The 17,859-nt window shown below is 62.9% G+C and carries 14 protein-coding genes and 1 tRNA gene; 14 read left to right on the top strand and 1 reads right to left on the bottom strand.

Going from position 1 to position 17,859, the window contains the following annotated elements; all coding sequences use genetic code 11:
* The first annotated feature begins 77 nt into the window (after positions 1-77).
* Together dxs and folE2 are read left to right on the top strand one after the other, a co-directional pair.
* A complete protein-coding gene (gene dxs / locus CUJ89_RS27875; protein ID WP_114180529.1) occupies positions 78-1,982 on the top strand; it encodes a 1-deoxy-D-xylulose-5-phosphate synthase in 1,905 nt (634 codons plus the stop codon).
* 157 nt (positions 1,983-2,139) lie between these two features.
* Positions 2,140-2,949 (top strand): GTP cyclohydrolase FolE2, encoded by an 810-nt coding sequence (gene folE2, locus CUJ89_RS27870; RefSeq protein ID WP_006486446.1) that lies wholly within the window; start codon positions 2,140-2,142, stop codon positions 2,947-2,949.
* A gap of 87 nt (positions 2,950-3,036) precedes the next feature.
* Here the strand turns inward: folE2 and tsaD are convergent, their stop codons facing one another.
* The gene (gene tsaD, locus CUJ89_RS27865) at positions 3,037-4,077 is read right to left on the bottom strand and encodes a tRNA (adenosine(37)-N6)-threonylcarbamoyltransferase complex transferase subunit TsaD (RefSeq protein WP_114180528.1); all 1,041 of its coding nucleotides are present in this window, start codon (positions 4,075-4,077) and stop codon (positions 3,037-3,039) included.
* Between the two features lie 130 nt (positions 4,078-4,207).
* On the opposite strand from tsaD, the gene CUJ89_RS27860 reads away from it, so the two are divergent.
* The 12 genes from CUJ89_RS27860 (at position 4,208) to CUJ89_RS38675 (ending at position 17,854) form a co-directional block, all read left to right on the top strand.
* Positions 4,208-5,428 carry an NAD(P)/FAD-dependent oxidoreductase gene (locus CUJ89_RS27860; protein ID WP_114180527.1) on the top strand — a complete coding sequence of 407 codons (1,221 nt, stop codon included), beginning with the start codon at positions 4,208-4,210 and terminating at the stop codon, positions 5,426-5,428.
* 107 nt (positions 5,429-5,535) lie between these two features.
* Entirely contained in the window at positions 5,536-5,748 is a 213-nt protein-coding gene (rpsU, locus tag CUJ89_RS27855; protein ID WP_006751743.1) for a 30S ribosomal protein S21, read from the top strand.
* A 214-nt stretch (positions 5,749-5,962) separates the two neighbouring features.
* Positions 5,963-6,409 (top strand): GatB/YqeY domain-containing protein, encoded by a 447-nt coding sequence (locus tag CUJ89_RS27850; protein ID WP_114180526.1) that lies wholly within the window; start codon positions 5,963-5,965, stop codon positions 6,407-6,409.
* 70 nt (positions 6,410-6,479) lie between these two features.
* The gene (gene dnaG / locus CUJ89_RS27845) at positions 6,480-8,351 is read left to right on the top strand and encodes a DNA primase (protein ID WP_114180525.1); all 1,872 of its coding nucleotides are present in this window, start codon (positions 6,480-6,482) and stop codon (positions 8,349-8,351) included.
* Positions 8,352-8,439: 88 nt separating this feature from the next.
* Positions 8,440-10,857 carry an RNA polymerase sigma factor RpoD gene (gene rpoD, locus CUJ89_RS27840; RefSeq protein ID WP_114180524.1) on the top strand — a complete coding sequence of 806 codons (2,418 nt, stop codon included), beginning with the start codon at positions 8,440-8,442 and terminating at the stop codon, positions 10,855-10,857.
* 138 nt (positions 10,858-10,995) lie between these two features.
* A tRNA-Ile gene (locus tag CUJ89_RS27835) sits at positions 10,996-11,071 on the top strand.
* Between the two features lie 1,261 nt (positions 11,072-12,332).
* On the top strand, positions 12,333-13,361 hold the full coding sequence (gene istA, locus CUJ89_RS27820) for an IS21 family transposase (RefSeq protein ID WP_114175274.1): 1,029 nt from the start codon (positions 12,333-12,335) through the stop codon (positions 13,359-13,361).
* Positions 13,358-14,131 carry an IS21-like element ISBcen13 family helper ATPase IstB gene (gene istB, locus CUJ89_RS27815; protein WP_114175276.1) on the top strand — a complete coding sequence of 258 codons (774 nt, stop codon included), beginning with the start codon at positions 13,358-13,360 and terminating at the stop codon, positions 14,129-14,131. The genes istA and istB overlap by 4 nt, the downstream gene beginning before the upstream one ends.
* A gap of 146 nt (positions 14,132-14,277) precedes the next feature.
* Positions 14,278-14,448: a hypothetical protein gene (locus CUJ89_RS27810; RefSeq protein WP_415859047.1), complete on the top strand. Its 171-nt coding sequence runs from the start codon at positions 14,278-14,280 to the stop codon at positions 14,446-14,448.
* 59 nt (positions 14,449-14,507) lie between these two features.
* On the top strand, positions 14,508-15,395 hold the full coding sequence (dapA, locus tag CUJ89_RS27805; protein ID WP_114180522.1) for a 4-hydroxy-tetrahydrodipicolinate synthase: 888 nt from the start codon (positions 14,508-14,510) through the stop codon (positions 15,393-15,395).
* Between the two features lie 18 nt (positions 15,396-15,413).
* Positions 15,414-16,580: an iron-containing alcohol dehydrogenase gene (locus tag CUJ89_RS27800; RefSeq protein ID WP_114181596.1), complete on the top strand. Its 1,167-nt coding sequence runs from the start codon at positions 15,414-15,416 to the stop codon at positions 16,578-16,580.
* Positions 16,577-17,854, top strand: a complete 1,278-nt coding sequence (locus CUJ89_RS38675; protein ID WP_236654979.1) for a four-carbon acid sugar kinase family protein — start codon at positions 16,577-16,579, stop codon at positions 17,852-17,854. The genes CUJ89_RS27800 and CUJ89_RS38675 overlap by 4 nt, the downstream gene beginning before the upstream one ends.
* Positions 17,855-17,859: the final 5 nt, after the last annotated feature.

Raw genomic sequence — 17,859 nt, 5'->3', positions numbered from 1 at the left:
AAAGCCCGCCGCCGCGCACACGCTACGGTGCGTGCAAAAGAATGCGGGCGCGTTTGATTTCCTACAATGGAACGACGATGTACGACTTGCTGAAAACCATCGACGACCCGGCGGATTTGCGCCGCCTCGATCGTCGCCAACTTCACCCGCTCGCGGATGAACTGCGCGCGTTCGTGCTCGACAGCGTGTCGAAGACGGGCGGCCATTTGTCGTCCAACCTCGGGACGGTCGAGCTGACGATCGCGTTGCACTACGTGTTCAACACGCCGAACGATCGCATCGTCTGGGATGTGGGCCACCAGACCTATCCGCACAAGATCCTGACGGGCCGCCGCGACCAGATGCATTCGCTGCGCCAGTACGACGGCATCTCGGGCTTCCCGCGCCGCAGCGAGTCGGAATACGACACGTTCGGCACCGCGCACTCGAGCACGTCGATCTCGGCCGCGCTCGGCATGGCGATCGGCAGCCAGCTGAACGGCGACGACCGCTTCTCGATCGCCGTGATCGGCGACGGCGCGATGACGGCCGGCATGGCGTTCGAGGCGATGAACAACGCGGGCGTGTCGGAAGATGCGAAGCTGCTCGTGATCCTGAACGACAACGACATGTCGATTTCGCCGCCGGTCGGCGCGCTGAATCGCCATCTCGCCCGCCTGATGTCGGGCCGCTTCTATGCGGCCGCGCGCGCGGGCGTCGAGCGCGTGCTGAGCGTTGCGCCGCCGGTGCTCGAACTCGCGCGCAAGCTCGAGGAGCACGCGAAGGGCATGGTCGTGCCGGCCACGCTGTTCGAGGAGTTCGGCTTCAACTACATCGGCCCGATCGACGGTCACGATCTCGATTCGCTGATCCCGACGCTGCAGAACATCCGCGAACTGCGCGGCCCGCAGTTCCTGCACGTGGTGACGAAGAAAGGCCAGGGCTACAAGCTCGCCGAAGCCGATCCCGTGCTCTATCACGGCCCCGGCAAGTTCAATCCGGCCGAAGGCATCAAGCCGTCGATCGCGCCCGCGAAGAAGACGTACACGCAAGTGTTCGGCGAGTGGCTGTGCGATGAAGCCGAGCGCGATTCGCGCGTCGTCGGCATCACGCCCGCGATGCGCGAAGGCTCGGGTATGGTCGAGTTCGAAAAGCGCTTCAAGGATCGCTACTACGACGTCGGCATCGCCGAGCAGCACGCGGTGACGTTCGCCGGCGGCCTCGCGACCGAAGGGCTCAAGCCGGTCGTCGCGATCTACTCGACGTTCCTGCAGCGTGGTTACGACCAACTGATCCACGACGTCGCGCTGCAGAACCTGCCGGTCGTGTTCGCGATCGACCGTGCGGGCCTCGTCGGCGCGGACGGCGCGACGCATGCGGGCGCGTACGATCTCGCGTTCATGCGCTGCATCCCGAACATGACGGTCATGGTGGCGTCCGACGAGAACGAATGCCGTCAGATGCTGCACACGGCGTTGCAGCAGCCGAACCCGACCGCGGTGCGCTATCCGCGCGGCGCGGGCACGGGCGTGCCGACGGTGAAGGAATTCACCGAGATCCCGCTCGGCAAGGGTGAAGTGCGTCGCCGGACGTCGCAGCCGGAAGGCAAGCGCGTCGCGATCCTCGCGTTCGGCACGATGGTCGCACCGTCGCTCGCCGCGGCCGAGGAACTCGACGCCACCGTCGCGAACATGCGCTTCGTGAAGCCGGTCGACGCGGCACTCGTGCGCGAACTCGCCGAGACGCACGACTACCTCGTCACCGTCGAGGAAGGCTGCGTGATGGGTGGCGCGGGCTCGGCCTGCGTGGAAGCCCTGATGGAGAGTGGGGTTATCCGACCCGTACTACAATTGGGCCTCCCTGACCTGTTCGTCGATCACGGCGATCCCGCGAAGCTGCTGTCGCAATGTGGCCTCGATGGCGCGGGCATCGCGAAATCGATTCGCGAACGCTTCCTGAACCCGGCGGCCGATGTCGCCGGTCAGGCGAAGCGCGTCGCGTAAGCTGGCGCCGCCTTCGGGCGGTGCGGGTGCGACTGGCGCAACCGGTCTTCATTGATGCGGAAAACATGGGCCTGCGGGCCCATGTTGCTTTTCCGGCTGCCGCATGACGCGGCGTGCGCGTCGTCGAACGCGCGGCTTACAAGGATTGAACAAGAAGATGAACCAGATGAATCCCGCCTTCGTGATGCCCGACGTGCAGAGCACGGTGGATACCCGTCAGATTCCGATTCAGCGCGTGGGCGTGAAGGCGGTCCGGCATCCGTTGACGGTGTGTACCGAAAGCGGCGACGTTCAGCCGACCGTCGGCGTCTGGAACCTCGACGTCCGCCTGCCGGCCGACCAGAAGGGCACGCACATGTCGCGCTTCGTCGCGCTGCTCGAAGAGAACCGCGCGCCGCTGACGGTCGAGCGTTTCCGCGCGATGCTCGCGTCGATGCTCGAAAAGCTCGAAGCCGAGGCCGGCCGCATCGAGGTCACGTTCCCGTACTTCGTGAACAAGACGGCGCCGGTGTCCGGCGTGCAGAGCCTGCTCGACTATGAAGTGACGCTCGCGGGCGAAAGCCGCAACGGCGACACGCGCCTGTTCCTGAAGGTGCTGGTGCCCGTGACGAGCCTGTGCCCGTGCTCGAAGAAGATCTCGCAGTACGGCGCACACAACCAGCGTTCGCACGTGACGATCGATGCCGAACTCGCGGCTGACCTGCCGGTCGAGGCGCTGATTCGCATCGCGGAGGAAGAGGCGTCGTGCGAGCTGTGGGGCCTGCTGAAGCGTCCGGACGAGAAGTTCGTCACCGAGCGCGCGTACGAGAACCCGAAGTTCGTCGAGGATCTCGTGCGCGATGTCGCGCAGCGTCTCGATGCGGACGAGCGTGTGGTCGCGTACGTGCTCGAAGCCGAAAACTTCGAGTCGATCCACAATCACAGCGCGTATGCGCTGATCGAACGCGACAAGCGGCAGGCTGCATAACGCTGCGTCGTTTTGTCGTGCCGATGAAGAAGGCCGCTCGTTTGAGCGGCCTTTTCATTTTCTGGCGTGGGCGTCGCGTTGCGCGGCTCAGCGTGCAAGCGATGCGAGATCCCAGCGCGGCTTTACCGTGAAGGCGTAGTCGGCATTCGCCTGCTCGGGCCAGCGGCCGAGCCGCAGTGCGCCCGCGAGCGCGATCATCGCGCCGTTGTCGGTGCAGAGCGCGAGATCGGGGTAGTGCACGTCGAAGCCGCGCTTGGCCGCGGCAGCCGACAGCGCCGCGCGCAACTGGAGGTTCGCGCCGACGCCGCCCGCGACCACGAGGCGCTTGAGCTTCGTCTTCTTCAGCGCGGCGAGCGACTTCGCGACGAGCACGTCGACGGCCGCATCGACGAAGCCGCGCGCGAGGTCGGCTTTCGCGCGTTCGAGCGCTTCGCCGGACAGCTTCGCCGCTTCGAACTTCTTCATCTGCGTGAGCACGGCCGTCTTCAGGCCGCTGAAGCTGAAGTCGAGATCGCCCGAATGCAGCATCGGGCGCGGCAGCACGACCGCGCCCGGTGTGCCCGTTTCAGCGAGTTTCGACACTTCCGGGCCGCCCGGGTAGCCGAGGCCGATCAGCTTCGCCGTCTTGTCGAACGCTTCGCCGGCCGCGTCGTCGAGCGTTTCGCCGAGCGTCTCGTACACGCCGACGTCGGTCACGCGCATCAGTTGCGTGTGGCCGCCGGAAACCAGCAGCGCGACGAACGGGAATGGCGGCGGCTGCTCGACGAGCAGCGGCGACAGCAGGTGGCCTTCGAGGTGATGGATGCCGACGGTCGGTTTGTTCCATGCGAGTGCGAGCGCATTCGCGATGCTCGCGCCGACCAGCAGCGCGCCGGCGAGACCGGGGCCCTGCGTGAATGCGATCGCGTCGATGTCGTCGCGGTGCGTGCCGCTTTGCGCCATCACTTCCTCGAGCAGCGGCAGCGCGCGGCGGATGTGGTCGCGCGACGCGAGTTCGGGCACGACGCCGCCGTAGTCACGGTGCATCGCGATCTGCGAGTGGAGCGCGTGCGCGAGCAGGCCGCGCTGCGTGTCGTAGAGCGCGAGGCCGGTTTCGTCGCAGGAGCTTTCGATGCCGAGAACGAGCATGGGTGGGGGCGGGGCGCGCTGTATCGAGCGCGCCGCAGGAAGGTCAACGTAACCGGAAAGTATAGCAGGCGAGGGCCGGCCGCCGCTGGCGGCGGCCCGGGCCCGATGCCGGGCAGGTACAATCCGCGCCATGGAAACTTATGACATCGCCGTGATCGGCGCGGGCGCCGCCGGGATGATGAGCGCCGCGGTCGCCGGGCAGCTCGGCCGCCGCGTCGTGCTGATCGATCACGCGCCGCGGCTCGCCGAGAAAATCCGCATCTCGGGCGGCGGCCGCTGCAACTTCACGAACCTGTACGCAGGCCCCGACAACTATCTGTCGGCGAATCCGCATTTCGCGCGCTCGGCGCTGGCGCGCTATACGCCGCGCGACTTCCTCGGGCTGCTCAAGCGCCATCACGTGACCTGGCACGAAAAGCACAAGGGCCAGCTCTTTTGCGACCACGGCAGCGACGCGGTCATCGACGCGCTGAAGCACGAATGCGACGCGGGCGGCGTCGCGTGGCGCCGGCCCGTCGTCGTCGACGCGGTGCGCCACGCGCCGGCCGACGGCTTCACGCTCGACACGCAGCAGGCGGGGCCGATCGGTGCGCGCGCACTGATTGTCGCGACCGGCGGCCTGTCGATCCCGAAGATCGGCGCGACCGACTTCGGCTACCGGCTCGCGAAGCAGTTCGGCCACAAGCTCATCGATACGCGGCCCGCGCTCGTGCCGCTCACATTCGCACCGCAGGACTGGGAGCCGTTCGCGGCGTTGTCCGGCGTGTCGCTCGAAGTGCGCGTGTCGACCGGCGACAAGAAGCGCGGCGGCGAATTCGTCGAGGACCTGCTGCTGACCCATCGCGGGCTGTCCGGGCCCGGCATCCTGCAGATCTCGAGCTACTGGCAGCCTGGCGACCCGATTCGTGTCGACCTGCTGCCGCAGCGCGACACGGTGGCCGATCTGCTCGACGCGAAGCGCACGTCGAAACGCCAGATCGGTTCGCTGCTCGCGGACTGGGTGCCGTCGCGCCTCGCGCATGCGTGGCTCGACACGCATCGCGTCGCAGCCGACGCGCGGCTCGCGGACCTGCCCGACAAGACGCTGCGCCAGATCGGCGATGCGCTGTCCGGCTGGACGCTGACGCCGAACGGCACCGAGGGCTACAAGAAGGCCGAAGTGACGAAGGGCGGTGTCGATACGCGGGAACTGTCGTCGGCGACGATGATGAGCGCGCGCGTACCGGGGCTGTTCTTCATCGGCGAGGCGGTGGACGTCACAGGCTGGCTCGGCGGCTACAACTTCCAGTGGGCGTGGGCGTCCGGCACGGCGGCCGGGCAGGCCGCGGCGGAGTATTCGCGCGGCGCCTGACGCGTCGGGCAAGCCCCGTTTTAGTGGGACCAGGCCCCTGTGTCTTCAGGCAATCGCTCTGCTATACTCGGTAGTCTTTCCCTCCAAACCTTTATTCGTGTCGGATCATGACGATCATTCGCGTTAAAGAGAACGAGCCGTTCGAAGTTGCAATGCGTCGCTTCAAGCGCACGATCGAGAAGAACGGTTTGTTGACCGAACTTCGAGCGCGCGAGTTTTTCGAGAAGCCGACCGCGGAGCGCAAGCGCAAGAAAGCTGCTGCGGTGAAGCGTCATTACAAGCGTATCCGCAGCCAGACGTTGCCGAAGAAGCTGTACTGAATGATTGGGCGCCGCGTGGTTCGCTGAGCGGCGCACCGGCGGTTCCATGCGATCGGGCGTGATGACGGACGATCAAGCGCGATCGGCTAGCCGATCAGGCAGCGAGCCGCCGATGCCGGATTCGAGCAACCCGCTTGAGACACTGTCCCAAGCGGGTTTTTGTGTTGACGCCTGTTCACGGGCGTCGGATTCACGTTTCCATCCCGGGTGAAAGATGAGTTTGAAAGAGCAGATCAGCGAAGACATGAAGGCCGCGATGCGCGCGAAGGAAAGCGAGCGCCTGGCGACGATTCGGCTGCTGATGGCCGCGATCAAGCAGCGCGAGGTCGATGATCGGGTCACGCTCGGCGACGCGGACATCACGGCCGTGATCGACAAGATGATCAAGCAGCGCAAGGATTCGATCAGCCAGTTCCAGGCCGCCGGCCGCGACGATCTCGTCGCGAAGGAGCAGGCCGAACTGATCGTGCTGGGCGGCTACATGCCCGCGCAACTTTCGGACGCCGAAGTGGCGGCCGAAGTCCAGGCGGCGGTCGCGCAAACCGGCGCAGCCGGCCCGCAGGACATGGGCAAGGTGATGGGCGTGCTGAAGGGCAAGCTCGCCGGCCGCGCCGACATGACGGCCGTTTCCGCGCAGGTCAAGGCCGCGCTCACGAAGTAAAACCCGTGCCCGGCGCGCCCAGCGATGCGTGCGCCGGGCGTCGTATTGTCTTTTTTCGCTCGATCCCACGGTGATTCCGCATTCGTTCCTGCAGGATTTGCTGAACCGCGTCGATATCGTCGACGTGGTGGGTCGGTACGTGCAGCTCAAGAAGGGCGGCGCCAATTTCATGGGGCTGTGCCCGTTCCATAACGAGAAGAGCCCGTCGTTTACCGTCAGCCCGACCAAGCAGTTCTATCACTGCTTCGGATGCGGCGCGCACGGCACGGCGATCGGCTTCCTGATGGAGCACGCGGGGCTCACGTTCCCGGAAGCCGTGCAGGAACTCGCGCAGTCCGTCGGGCTGACCGTGCCGCACGAGCCGTCGATGCGTGGCGGCGGTGGGGGCGGGGGCGGCGACTATCCGGCGCCGGTGTCGAAATCGGTCGCGACCGCATTGTCCGACGCGATGTCCGCCGCGTGCGACTACTACCGCAAGCAGTTGCGCGGCGCGACCGTCGCGATCCAGTACCTGAAGAACCGGGGCCTGACCGGCGAGATCGCCGCGCGCTTCGGGCTCGGCTATGCGCCGGACGGCTGGCAGAACCTCGAAACCGCGTTTCCGGACTATCGCGACGAGTCGCTCGTCGAGTCGGGGCTCGTGATCGTCAGCGAGAAAACCGACGCGCAGGGCGTCGCGCGTCGCTACGACCGGTTCCGCGAGCGGATCATGTTCCCGATCCGCAACGTGAAGGGGCAGGTGATCGGTTTCGGCGGCCGCGTGCTCGGCAGCGGCGAGCCGAAGTACCTGAACTCACCCGAAACGCCGCTGTTCAACAAGGGCAGCGAACTGTACGGCTTATTCGAGGCGCGGCTCGCGATTCGCGAGCGCAAGTATGTGCTGGTCGTCGAAGGCTACATGGACGTCGTCGCGCTCGCGCAGCTCGGTTTCCCGAACGCGGTCGCGACGCTCGGCACTGCGTGCACGCCGATTCACGTGCAGAAGCTGCTGCGCCAGACCGACACGGTCATTTTCAGTTTCGACGGCGATTCGGCCGGGCGGCGTGCAGCCCGGCGCGCGCTCGAGGCATGCCTGCCGCATGCGGCAGACAACCGTACGATCCGGTTCCTTTTTCTGCCGACCGAGCACGATCCCGACAGCTATGTGCGCGAGTTCGGCGCGGAGGCGTTCTCCGAACAGGTCGAGCGCGCGATGCCGCTGTCACAATTTCTGCTGAACGAAGCAATTGCCGACAAGGCGCTCGATCAGCCGGAAGGCCGCGCGAAAGCGCTGTTCGATGCGAAGCCGCTGCTGCAGGCGCTGCCCGCGAACGCGTTGCGCGCGCAGATCATGCACATGTTCGCGGACCGTCTCGATATCCCGTTCGAAGAGGTCGCGGGGTTATCCGACGTCGATACGCGGATCGCGGCGCCGCCGCGCCAGGCGCCCGCGCGCAGCGATCGGCGCCGCGTGACGAACAGCGAAAAGCGTGCGTTGCGCACGCTCGTGATGCATCCGCGTATCGCGTCGCAGCTCGACGACGAACAGATTGCGACCCTGCGTGCGTTGCCGCGCATCGGCGAACTGTTCGCCGAAGTCGTCGATCATGCACGTGCGCTGGGCGAGGGCGCGGAGTTCCGGCTGCTGTCGGATGTCCTGCGGGCGTCCTCGAACGGGGCGACTTACGAGGAAATCTTCCGCGAAATTCTGGACTATGATGAAAACGTCCGCGATTTGCTGTTACAGAATCCGGAAGACGAGACGGTGCCCGAGCGGCAGCGTGAACAGGAACGGATCGCGGGGGAGGAGCTGCAGGCGGCGGTGCTCAAGATGCGCTATGACGCCTGCTGCGACCGGCTTGACCGGCTCGCGCGGCAATCCACTTTCACACCCGAGGAACTGACCGAATTGACGGGATTGAACCAGCAGCGAACCGACATGAAGCGTCGGCTCGGGCTGTAGGCGGCCGGGGCGCTTAGAGAGGGCTCCCCAGCGTGCTATAATATAAGGTTTCCAGCGGTTTGTTTTCTAAGCAGAGGCGAGAATCGCGATGGCAAAGACGACAGGCGGAAAGAAAGCAGCAGGCAAGGGCTCGACGGAGCCGACCAAGAAGGTCACAGCGGCCAAGTCTGCTTCTTCCACCAGGACAACGTCTTCAGCCACGTCAGCCCCTGCAGGAAAGAAAACCGCGGCCGGCACTGCTCAGGCTGCGCCGGCGCCGGCAGCCAGAACACGGGCTGCCGCCAGACCCGACTCCGGGCCGGCCAAGCCGGCGGCGAAGCGGGCAAGTGCGAAAAGCGCAAGGGACACGACTGCCGCCGCGGACGAAACGGCAGTACGTACTACTCATGCACCCACGGTTCAACCGGCTGTCGTCCAGCAGCCGCGAGTCGATATAGCCGGTACGGCGAACTCCATGACCAAAAAGCTGAACGAAGTATCCGTCGTTGACGACGCAAATCAGAGCGACGAGCAGCCCGCAGCCGCGGCTGTTCCGGGCAAATCCAAGGTGCGCGATCGTCGCGCCAAGGAAAAGGCGCTGCTGAAGGAAGCGTTCGCGACGAGCACGCCCGGCACGGCCGAGGAGCTCGAAGAGCGCCGCGTGAAGCTGCGCGCGCTGATCAAGCTCGGCAAGGAGCGCGGCTTCCTGACGTACGCCGAAATCAACGACCACCTGCCGGACAACTTCACCGAGACCGAAGCCCTCGAAGGCATCATCGGCACGTTCAACGACATGGGCGTGGCGGTTTACGAGCAGGCGCCGGACGCGGAAACGCTGCTCTTGAACGACAACGCGCCGGCCGCGTCGTCGGACGATGAAGTCGAAGAGGAAGCGGAAGTTGCGCTGTCCACCGTCGATTCGGAATTCGGCCGCACGACCGATCCGGTCCGGATGTACATGCGCGAGATGGGCACGGTCGAGCTGCTCACGCGCGAAGGCGAAATCGAGATCGCGAAGCGGATCGAGGACGGCCTGCGCCACATGGTGATGGCGATTTCCGCGTGCCCGACGACGATCGCCGACATCCTCGCGATGGCCGAGCGCGTCGCGAACGAAGAGATCCGCGTCGACGAGCTCGTCGACGGCCTGCTCGATCCGAACGCTTCGGACACTGCCGATACCGACGGCTTCTCCGCGAAGGAAGCGGAAGCCATCGAGAACGAGGACGAGGAAGCCGAAGAGGAAGAGGAAGAAGAGGAAGCGGAGGAAGATGACGGTGCCGCGCAAGCATCGGCCAACGCCGCCCAGCTCGAAGCCCTCAAGCGCGCTTCGCTCGACAAGTTCTCGCAGATCAGCGAGTGGTTCGACAAGATGCGTCGCGCGTTCGAGAAGGAAGGCTACAAGTCGAAGTCCTACCTGAAGGCGCAGGAAACGATCCAGACCGAGCTGATGACGATCCGCTTCACCGCGCGTACCGTCGAGCGCCTGTGCGACACGCTGCGTGCGCAGGTGGACGAAGTGCGTCAGGTCGAGCGCCAGATCCTGCACATCGTCGTCGACAAGTGCGGCATGCCGCGTTCGGAATTCATCGCGCGCTTCCCGGGCAGCGAGACGGATCTCGACTGGTCCGAGAAGATCACCGCCGAAGGGCATACGTACGGCGCGATCCTGTCGCGCAACATCCCGGCGATCCGCGAACAGCAGCAGCGCCTGCTCGACCTGCAGGCGCGCGTCGTGCTGCCGCTGAAGGACCTGAAGGAAACCAACCGCCAGATGGCGGCCGGCGAACTGAAGGCACGCCAGGCGAAGCGCGAAATGACCGAGGCGAACCTGCGTCTCGTGATCTCGATCGCGAAGAAGTACACGAACCGCGGCCTGCAGTTCCTCGACCTGATCCAGGAAGGCAACATCGGCCTGATGAAGGCGGTGGACAAGTTCGAATACCGTCGCGGCTACAAGTTCTCGACCTATGCGACGTGGTGGATCCGTCAGGCCATCACGCGCTCGATCGCGGACCAGGCGCGCACGATCCGGATTCCGGTTCACATGATCGAGACGATCAACAAGATGAACCGCATCTCGCGGCAGATCCTGCAGGAAACCGGTCTCGAGCCGGATCCGGCAACGCTCGCCGAGAAGATGGAAATGCCGGAAGACAAGATCCGCAAGATCATGAAGATCGCGAAGGAGCCGATCTCGATGGAAACGCCGATCGGCGACGACGACGATTCCCATCTCGGCGATTTCATCGAGGACAACAACACGGTCGCGCCGGCCGATGCCGCGCTGCATGCCAGCATGCGCGACGTCGTGAAGGACGTGCTCGATTCGCTGACGCCGCGCGAGGCGAAGGTGCTGCGGATGCGTTTCGGTATCGAAATGAGCACCGATCACACGCTCGAGGAAGTCGGCAAGCAGTTCGACGTTACGCGCGAGCGGATCCGTCAGATCGAGGCCAAGGCGCTGCGCAAGCTGCGTCACCCGAGCCGTTCCGACAAGCTGAAGTCGTTCCTCGAAGGGAACTGATTTCCGGCGTCTCTCCTGCGAACGCCGCCGGCATCTGCGTGATGCCGGTGGCGTTTGTCTCCTTGGTTCCCTTTGTTGTTACAATGCCGGCCCGGCGTATCTGCCGGGAGCGCGTGTAGCACGCTTCGCTTCTCATCAGGGCCTGTAGCTCAGCGGTTAGAGCAGTCGACTCATAATCGATTGGTCGCGGGTTCAAATCCCGCCGGGCCCACCAGATTCACTTCCAAGGTTATCCAAGGAAATCTGTGCCGTTAAGCATAAAGTGGCCACCTGGGCACGTTATGCTTTATTTCCCGATGGGACGCATTTTGTTTTATCGGGAATCGGTGGTAGCGTCGAACGTTCTGTTCGCGTTGTGCTGCCGCGAATGGACGTAAAAAAGCCGGCCCGTGTGGCCGGCTTTTGCGTTGCTGAGGTACCCGAGGTCGCCTAGCTCACGCCGAGCGCCTCCTTGACCTCCTGAAGTACGTCGATGACGCCTTGGATGCTGCCCGGGATCTTCTTGGGTATACGAACGTTGAGCTCGCACAGGTTGATGGGCTTGCTGTCGGCGAGGATGGTAAAGCCTCTCGTTCACCTTGACGCCGCGCTGCGGAGGAACCTGCCGCAGGCCTTCCCGGTCGACCGGGGGCATGTGGCAATCAGGAAATCCCGGTTGAACTGGATGTGCAGATGCCGTCCGCTCAATCGTGCGCGTCGGTCGGCGTCGGTGTGCTCGGCGGTTCGCCGTGGCGCTAAGCGCCGTGGTTGTAGCAGCGCCATCTGCGAACGCGCAAAACGCGAGCGACCCCACGACCGCGCCGGTTGACTCGGCCACTGCGAAGCAAGCGCAGAAGGCACAGCGGAAAGTTGAACGTAAGGCAAACGGCGCAAAGAAGAATGCGGAATTGAGCCAGTTGGAAAAGAATGGCTACAACCCGGGCGGCGACCAGGTTGACTATCCGCAGAATCTCCAGAACGCGCAAAAGCAAGGCGTTCGACCGGCATCTTCGCCCGCTCCCCAAGGGTATTGGACACAAGCACAGGGTGTCGGTGTCGGCCCGCATTGACGCTGGCAGCATCCACCAAGTCGATCATTTTCCGCTCATTTTTGCCTGTCGGTCGGTCATTTCACTCGTCCTAGTCCACCCGGAGACGCTATCGCGTTTCTCCCAACGCGTAGCTTTGCGCTCAGCCGTCCTCCTTTCAGGCTTGCAAGTTTCTAAACAGCCCGCCCGGCCGCGACTGCCGCTTTGACCCCGTGACTCGATGTCCGCCGGTGGCCCTCGGCTGCGTGAGCGACTCTGTCGAACGGCGAATCTTCTCGACCAAACTGCGCGAATTGGTCATTTTGTTCGTTTGGGTGACCCTATGAAATGACCGAATCGCGCGGATAAGGGTTTTTGTTGGGCGCAAAGTAATAATGAGCCACTTCGCGCGAAGTAAATCTGAGCCACCTTTCAGTACAGTCAGCCTTTTGCGCGCAAAGGCTGGCGATGCTCCAGAAGGAACAGTGGATGCAAATCCATGTGCTCAAAGCCCAGGGCGTATCGGAGCGCGAGATCGCGCGGCGCCTGGGTATTTCTCGCAACACGGTGGCGCGGTACCTGTCGGCCGAGGAAGTGCCTCGCTACAAGCCGCGTGAACCGCGACCAACCAAGCTCGGAACGTTCGAGGCGTACATCCTCGAGCGCATGAGCGCGGCAGCACCCGAGGTCATCGCCGCGCCGGCGCTATTGCGCGAGTTGCGTGCGCGCGGCTACGACGGCCAACTGCGAAGCCTGCAGGCCTTCATGAACGCGCATAAGTCCGTGCCGAAGCCGGATCCGGTCGTGAGATTCGAGACCGAGCCCGGCCGGCAGATGCAGTGCGATTTCGTTGTCTTCCGCCGAGGCACCGACCCGCTTTACGCCTTCACCGCCACGCTCGGCTTCAGTCGGTGGCGCTGGGCACGCTTCACCACCGATGAACGCGCCGAGACGCTGGTCGCCTGTCATCATGCGCTGTTCGAAGCCTTGGGTGGCGTTCCTTGCGAGATCCTTTACGACAACGCCAAGACCATCGTTGTCGAGCGCGATGCATATGGCGACGGTCAACACCGCTGGCACGCCGGCATGCTCGATCTGGCCAAGCGGTACGGCTTCCTGCCCAGACTGTGCCAACCGTACCGCGCGCAAACCAAAGGCAAGATCGAGCGATTCCACCGCTATCTGCGTGGCAATTTCTATGTGCCGCTGGCGAGCCAGCTCAAGCAATCCGGCTTAATGCTCGACGCCGTGACTGCGAACGTCGAGGTGAGTAAATGGTTGCGCGACGTGGCCAACCAGCGAGTGCATCCGGTTACAGGGCTGGCACCCGCGATTCTGTTGGAGCAACGAGAACGGGCTTGCTTGCGCGACATGCCAGGCTACGCGGTGCCCCGATTGCCGGCTCGTGCCGTCGCTCGGCCGCGCGTTGATCCCGCGATGTCGATCCAGCACCCGTTGTCCGTCTACCAGCAATTACTGACCGAGGTGCGCGCATGAACTTGCAGCAGGAACGCATCGACGGGCACTGCCAGAGTTTGAAGCTCGAGGGGCTCATGCACCGATACATCGCTCTGGCCAGCGACGCCGCGGCCAAGCAATGGAGTTTCCTCGACTTCCTCGAGAACGCGCTCGCGCACGAACGAGAGACGAGGCAAGTGCGTTCGCGGCAAACACTGGTGCGCATGGCGGGGTTTCCCGCTATCAAGACACTGGATGACTACGACTACAGCTTCGCCGTCGGGGCCCCACGCAAGACGATCGACGAGCTTGCCACCCTGCGCTTCATCGAGCGAGGCGAGAACGCCGTGTTGCTTGGTCCGTCAGGCGTGGGCAAGACGCACCTCGCGATCGCCATCGGATACGCCGCAACGCAGGCCGGCATCAAGACGAAGTTCATTACGGCGGCGGATCTAATGTTGCAGCTCGAGGCCGCACGCCGACAGGAGCGATACGACGCGGTACTTCGACACAACATTCTCGGCCCGAGGTTGCTCATCGTCGACGAGATTGGCTATCTGCCGCTCTCGGGCGATCAGGCCAGCCACTTCTTCCAAATCGTCGCCAAACGCTACGAGCGCGGTTCAATGATCCTGACCAGCAACCTTCCGTTTGCGCAGTGGGACGAAACCTTCGGCGGCAACACCACACTGACTGCAGCGATGCTCGACCGCATCCTGCACCACGCCCACATCATCCAGATCAAAGGAGACAGCTACAGACTGAAACAGCAGCGCCAGGCCGGTCACGTCTGGTCATCGAAGAAGTAACGACTGGCTCAGTTTTACTTTGCGCGATCAGGCGCGAAGTGGCTCAGATTTCAAATGCGTTTGACAGTTTTCATTGACTGATTTTGTCAGGAATACGGCTAGAATGCACGCATCGATCAATTTTAAGTGATTGAAACGAGCAGGCGTTGACTACTTCGTTTTCGAAGCGGACCGACGTCTACCTGACAGCAGGCTATCAGGACGCGAGCGGGATTGACTCAACGGGCAAGACGGCGACGGCCGCGCTGTGGCCCATGACCGCGTCGAGCAATGACCATCAGGTCGTGGCGGCCATTGGTCTGCGACACAAGTTCTAACCGCTAACAACACAAGGGAAAGATGAAATCAACGTCTTCCCTTCAGCGATGGAGTAAGCATGTCTATTTCGTTCAAAGGAATCGTTCCCGCTCTGATTACGCCGATGACGGCGGACGAGAGCATCGATGAGGACGGCCTGCGCGAACTTATCGAGCGACTCATCGAGTCGGGCGTGCACGGACTCTTTGTGCTTGGCACCAATGGCGAGTTCATTGCGCTGAGCGAAGAAGAGAAGCTGCGCATCGCAAGCATTGCGGTCAATCAAGCCCGTTCGCGCGTGCCCGTCATCGCGGGTACTGGCGCCTACGCCACGCGCGATGTCATCAATCTCAATCAGAAGATGGTCGATGTTGGCGTCGATGCCGTCTCAGTCATTACACCGTACTTCAATGGTGCGACGCAGCTGGAACTCTTCACCCACTACAAGAAGATTGCTGAGGCAACGCCGCTGCCGGTCATGCTCTACACGATTCCGGCCAAAGCCGGCATCACGTTGAGCGTCGATACCGTGCGCCGCCTGTCGGAGATTCCGAACATTCGCGGCATCAAAGACAGCGGTGGCGACTTCGACCGTCTGCTGCAACTCATCAACCTTCGCCGCGACGACTTCGCTGTGTTCACCGGTACGGATTCGATGATTCTCTGGACGTTGATTGCGGGTGGCGACGGCGCGGTGGCCGCGACGACGAACGCTGTCCCCAACGTCGTGATGTCCATCTGGAACAAGTTTCAATCGGGCGATGTCGCCGGCGCACGTGCTGCACAGGAGTCGCTCCGTGCGCTTCGAGACGCTTTCGCGCTGGGTACGATGCCGGTCGTTCTGAAGACTGCGGCGCAGATGCTTGGAATGCCGGCCGGTCCTGCGCGCGCTCCCGCTCAACCCCTTGACGCGAGTGCCCGTGAGCGGCTGTCCCAAGCGCTCTCCATCTACCGTGACGCGCAGTAACTGAAACAGGTGAACAGCATGGCAACTTACCACTTCCAGACGGTCAAGCACATTATTCATGGTGCCGGCAGCCTCAATGAACTCCCCGAAAAGCTGTCGTTGCTCGACACGCCGGTTCAGCGCATCGCGCTCATCACGCAGCCCATCATGGAAGACCTTGGCATCGTCGGTCGCGTGATTGAATTGCTCAAGTCGAAGGAAGTCGAAGTACGCATTGTCCGCGACGTCGAACCTGAGCCGACCATCCAAAATGTAGAGACGGTCTTTAAGGAGCAAATCGAGCCCTTCGCTCCTCAGGCAATTCTGTCCATCGGCGGCGGAAGCGTGCTGGACGCTGCCAAGCTCTTCGCGGTTCGCCTCACAAACGACGAACCGCTGCGAAACTGGCTCGGCATCGATCTCATCAAAAAGCCTGGCGTGCCGATGATTTTGGTCCCGACAACCGCTGGCACGGGTTCGGAGGTTACCCCGAACGCGATCGTGACGCTGCCGGATGAGTCCCTGAAGGTCGGCATCGTCAGCCGTCACCTCCTGCCTCAAATCGTAATTCTGGACGCCGAACTCACTCTCGGCCTGCCGAAGCCCATTACGGCAGCCACCGGCATGGACGCATTCGTTCACTCGCTGGAGTCGTACATCTCCACCAAGGCGAATCCCATCAGCGATATGTTCGCGATGGACTCGATGCGACTGATTGGAGCCAACATCGTTGAAGCGTACGAGAACGGTAATTCGCTCAAGGCGCGTGAGGCAATGATGCTGGGCTCGATGTACGGTGGGCTCGCACTTACCGCTGCAGGTACCGCCGCTGTTCACGCGCTGGCCTATCCCTTGGGTGGCATGTTCAACGTCACGCATGGTGTCGCAAATGCCATGCTGCTCCCGCACGTGATGGCCTTCAATTTAGACGCCATTGAGGACCGACTCGCCAACGTGGCACGCGCTCTCGACCTTGCGACCAAAGCCGAGTCGGACCAGATCGCGGCGCAAAAGTTGATTGACAAGATGGAGGAGTGGACTGCGGCAGTCGAGATTCCTCAGGACCTGCGCAAGTTTGGTGTGTCGGAAGAACATCTCGACGCACTCGCTGAAGCAGCATCGAAGGTGAAGCGCCTTCTTGGCAACAATCCGAAGACACTTACCCTCGACGACATGAAGTCCATCTACAGCCGTCTGCTGCCATGAATTCTGCCACGCACGACCAAGCGCAGCTTCTGATTGTCGCCGATGACCTTTCTGGCGCTGCCGATTGCGCCGTCGCAGGACTTCGGCACGGCTTGCAAGCCATGGTGCTGCTCGACACGAACGGTGCTCCGACTTCAACGGCGAACGTTGAGGTCCTTGCCGTCGACCTGGACTCACGCCGCGCGTCGAAGGAGGAAGCCGCGCAACGTAACGTGGTTGCAGTGAATGCGCTTGGTCGCGTTGGCACGCGGGTCTACAAGAAGATGGATTCGACTGTGCGAGGCAACTTCGCTCCTGAGGTAGCGGCTCTCGTTTCACGTATCGGAATGGCCGTTTTCTGTCCTGCTTACCCGGTAGCCGGTCGCACCACGCGTGACGGGCGTCAGTGGGTACGAGGCGTTGCAGTCGAGGAAAGCGAGTTCTGGCGCAATGAAGGCATTTTGGGCAAGGCAGACCTCGTTGCAATGCTGTCCGGTGAAGAACTTAAGGTGGGTCACATTTCAATCGACGCAGTCCGCATTGAGGCCGATGCGCTCGCGAGGCAGATGAAACAGATGCAAATGGATGGCGTGCAGGCCGTCGTTTGCGATGCGGAAACGGACGACGACCTGCGGCTTATCGCTTGTGCGTCTGCTCAGCTCGAGAAAGTCTTTTGGGTTGGGTCGGCCGGTCTCGCGTCGGCGGTGATGGACGCATTGAAGCTGAGCCGACACGCTTCTGAAGTGACGAAAAGCGACGAAGCAACGGGTGGCCCGGTACTCACCGTAGTGGGCAGCATGTCGAGCGTGTCGCATGCTCAACTGGACTGTCTGAAGGCGAATGCTGGCGACAACCTTCTCGCTCTTGAAGTTGCCACCTCCGCGCTCGAAACGCTCGATGCCGACTTCACGACGGTTGTATGTGAAGCGCTTCGTCGAGGACAACATGTCGTGGTGTCGTTAAGTCAAACGAACCGGGGCGATGTGAATGATGGATTGCGCTTCTGCGGGCGTCTTGCTTCCTTGCTGGCTCCGGCTGTGCCCATTGCCGGGGGAATCATCGCTACCGGTGGAGAGACGGCGCGTGCGCTTCTCGGCGAAGCCGGCGCAAGTGCCCTGCATGTCGTTGAAGAAATTGAAGACGGTATGCCTCTTCTCGCGTGTCATCTTGGTGGGAGAGCGCTGCCGGTAGTTACCAAGGCGGGTGGCTTTGGCCAACCCGAGTCACTCTACAACGCATGGCGTTGGCTCGCTGATAAAAGCAAGACGGCCAATACGGCTCAAGCAAACGTGTAAAGGAA

The sequence above is a fragment of the Burkholderia pyrrocinia genome, from assembly GCF_003330765.1.
Lineage (GTDB): Bacteria > Pseudomonadota > Gammaproteobacteria > Burkholderiales > Burkholderiaceae > Burkholderia > Burkholderia pyrrocinia_B.
Note: the sequence above shows the minus strand (reverse complement) of the source record. Positions and strands in the feature narration are given on the sequence as shown.